General features: G+C 56.6%; 4 protein-coding genes. 2 read left to right on the forward strand and 2 right to left on the reverse strand.

What is annotated here, in order from left to right; all coding sequences use genetic code 11:
- On the forward strand, window positions 1–1,450 hold a 1,450-nt coding region (locus QZ377_RS05450), incomplete at its 5' end, for a TIGR03936 family radical SAM-associated protein (protein ID WP_291440185.1).
- Window positions 1,451–1,528: 78 nt separating this feature from the next.
- Entirely contained in the window at window positions 1,529–1,759 is a 231-nt protein-coding gene (locus tag QZ377_RS05455; protein WP_291440186.1) for a hypothetical protein, read from the forward strand.
- A gap of 34 nt (window positions 1,760–1,793) precedes the next feature.
- On the opposite strand, the gene QZ377_RS05460 is transcribed toward QZ377_RS05455, so the two are convergent.
- Complete coding sequence (locus QZ377_RS05460) at window positions 1,794–2,252, reverse strand: GNAT family N-acetyltransferase (RefSeq protein ID WP_291440187.1); 459 nt, start codon at window positions 2,250–2,252, stop codon at window positions 1,794–1,796.
- A 224-nt stretch (window positions 2,253–2,476) separates the two neighbouring features.
- Window positions 2,477–2,953, reverse strand: a complete 477-nt coding sequence (locus QZ377_RS05465; protein ID WP_012624654.1) for a chemotaxis protein CheW — start codon at window positions 2,951–2,953, stop codon at window positions 2,477–2,479.
- Window positions 2,954–3,049: the final 96 nt, after the last annotated feature.

Here is a 3,049-nt window from a genome sequence, read left to right on the forward strand (position 1 = left end):
CAAGCCCTTCACGCCCTTTCAGTGGGTTCCCCAGATAAGCCAGGAGGAAATCCAGCGGCGCGTGCATCTGGTACGGCAGCAGTTCAAGGGGCAGAAGTTCCTCAAGCTGCGCTGGCACGAGCCGGCCATGAGCCATCTTGAAGGCATCCTTTCCCGCGCGGACCGCCGCATGGCCGATGTTGTGGAAAAAGCCTACCGTAAAGGCTCCATTTTCACGAGCTGGATGGAAAACTTTGATCTGGCCCCCTGGCTTGAAGCTTTGGAAGAATGCGGCCTGAGCCCTGCTCAATGCATCGCCGAGCGTGTGCCGGGCAGTCCCATGCCCTGGGACCACCTGGAAGCCGGGATTTCTGAAGAGTTTCTGCTGCGCGAGTGGCAGCGGGCCCTGCAGGAAAAAATTACCGCCGACTGCCGCTATGGCGCATGCCGCCAGTGCGGGGCCTGCGACACAAAAGCGGGGCCGTCGCGCATGCCGCATACGCCTTCCCCTGTTCCCGCCGGTTCTTGTGAGTCCGCCCCGTTCGAAGGCACGCATGAAGAAAGTGCCGTCGTGCACATGCCCGCCGGGCAGGACGTAGCGGCCGGGCAGGACGTAGCCGCCGGGCAAACAGCCGCCCTTTCTGATGCGCATCTGCACCGTAACAGGCTTATCTTTCCGCAGCGCGACCAGCGCGCCCATCAGGCAAACCGTGATGCCGACGGACGCCTTGTATGCCGCCCCCCGGCCAGCCGCCCGCCCAAGATAACCCTTGAGCTGACAGTCAAGGCCGCCCAGTATCGTGTCTGGCACAGCAAGGCCGAAGGCAGCGCCTATTTGAGCCAGTTGGAGCTGCAAGCCGTTCTGGAACGCGCCATGCGGCGGGCGGCATTGCCGCTTGCCTTTTCACAGGGCTTTCACCCCATGCCTCTCATGTCATTCGGCCGGGCCTTGCCTGTGGGCGTTGAAAGCCGGGCAGAATGGTTTGCTCTGACCCTGCACAAAACGCTGCCCGCCGAGGAATTGGCCGGACGCCTGAACCCGCTGCTGCCCCCCGGCATGGAAGTTCTTCGTGTTGAAAAAGTAGAAGACAAGAGCCGCCGCACGGAACAGGCTCTTGCCGAGGCTTTCAGCCTGAGCTTGCCGACGCCCGAAGAAAACGGCCTTGCGGCTCAATGCTTTGCCGACTTTGCCGCCCTGCCAGAGATGCTCTACACCCGAGACACGAAAAAAGGCCCACGCACGGCCGACATCAGGGCCATGCTGAGCCAATGGCAAGCCCTGCCGGACGAACAGGCCACAAATGCCACTGCGACCGTGACATTTGTGGCTGACTGGGATAGTGGTTATTTGTCGCCTCTACTGTTCAGTCTGGCAGTTTTGCAGCCTATGGGAACTCCCGAATTTTTGCGGCCCAGACTGCGATTAATGAAAACTGCGCAGTTTTTTGCCGATGCGCGACAATATCCGTAAGCTGCCCTGAAAATGAAGCCGACCCGGCAGCGCTTTTTGACGTTTGATCCTGTTTTGCCCGCCACATGGAGAAATGTTATGGCATCCTGTATACCCTTTGCTGACGAAGAACCCTTTACCGAGCGCGTCAAAACCCTTGCTGATGACGAATTGCTTGAAATATGGGAAGAAACACAGCAGATCGAAAACATGCTCTGCGCCGAGCTTCATGCCGATTTTTCCATAGCTCCGGATTATGAAAAAGTCATCGTGGAAGAATTACGCCTGCGCCATAGCCGCCGCATCAGCGCCGGACACGCGGCAAAATAGGGCGAGCAGCGGCAAAACGGCGTGACAGTGAGAATCAGAGCGCCTTTTTAAGATAAATCATGTCAGTCAGCAGTACGCCGTTCTCCACAATGGGATGCCGGTAGTTGTTGATAAAAAAATCTTTCAGGCGGTGCGAGTATCTGAAACCGCACCGCCTGTAAAAATTCAGGGTACGTGGGTTTTCACCCGTCCCCACAAGCATGTCCGTTCCTTTGCCCCCATATTGGGCGCACACATGTCTTACCATCAGGCTTCCATAGCCCTGCCCCTGATGCCTGGCGTCCGTAGCCAGGTTTTTTATTTCAAACAGCCCGTTACCTTCGTCGGTTACCACGCACACGCACCTGGCGACCCGCCCGCTGCCGTCATAGAGGGCAAAAAGATTGCCCCGTTCAAGATAGCGGTCAATCATGTCTTCCTGCTCATCGCCAAGCAGCAGAAGATCAAGAAAGTCTTTTTTATTTGCACTGACCATTGCGATCGAAACGTCCATAACTGACTCCACCGGCAAGGCGGCCCATATCGGGCAGCGCCGCACCACACATTTCTGGCATTTTGGGCGTGCCTGAGCACCGGAGCGTCGGCATGCCAGGCATGCTTGCTGTTCATACCTGTGGGGCATGAGTGGCCTGCATACATCATGCTGCAACAAAAAAGGGCAGGAGCCGCAGCCCCCGCCCTGTAGTATTTCGCAAGTTTTTTGTCCGAACAGTGGGGCTAGATGCCGCCGAGCATGTCCATATCGTCATTGGAAAGCAGTTTGTCGAGGTCAAGCATGATGAGCAGACGATCCTGCAACTTGCCCACGCCACTGATGTAGTCCGAATCCACCCCGGCCACTACTGGCGGCGGCGGCTCCACCGTGCTTGCGGGAATGCGCAATACCTCGGAAACGGCATCGACCACAAACCCCACGATAATATTGTTGATTTCAATAACAATGATCCGCGTGTTCTTGTCGTGCGCCTTGGAGGCAAGCCCGAAACGCCGCCGCAGATCAATGATGGGAATAACCTTGCCGCGCAAATTGATGACGCCTTCCACAAATTCGGGAGCGCGGGGTACTTTGGTAATTTCCATAGTGCGGATGATTTCCTGCACCTTCAGGATATTTACCCCAAACTCCTCTTCACCGATGCTGAACGTCACCAGTTGCAGAAGTTCGTCTTCCTGCTTTTTCTGATTCAAATCCATGTGCGCTCCTTGTTGCAACCAGCAGTCCAACCTCTACAAAGGCCGAAGAGATTACCGCCGACCCATGCCTTTTTACATACTATGCCTTATCGGCTG

It is taken from the genome of Desulfovibrio sp. (assembly GCF_019424165.1).
GTDB lineage: Bacteria > Desulfobacterota > Desulfovibrionia > Desulfovibrionales > Desulfovibrionaceae > Desulfovibrio.

Bases quoted from the DNA above. Each gene is read 5' to 3' on its own strand.
- QZ377_RS05460 (WP_291440187.1), bottom strand. From the start codon at position 2,252: ATGGACGTTTCGATCGCAATGGTCAGTGCAAATAAAAAAGACTTTCTT.
- QZ377_RS05455 (WP_291440186.1), top strand. From the start codon at position 1,529: ATGGCATCCTGTATACCCTTTGCTGACGAAGAACCCTTTACCGAGCGC.
- QZ377_RS05465 (WP_012624654.1), bottom strand. From the start codon at position 2,953: ATGGATTTGAATCAGAAAAAGCAGGAAGACGAACTTCTGCAACTGGTG.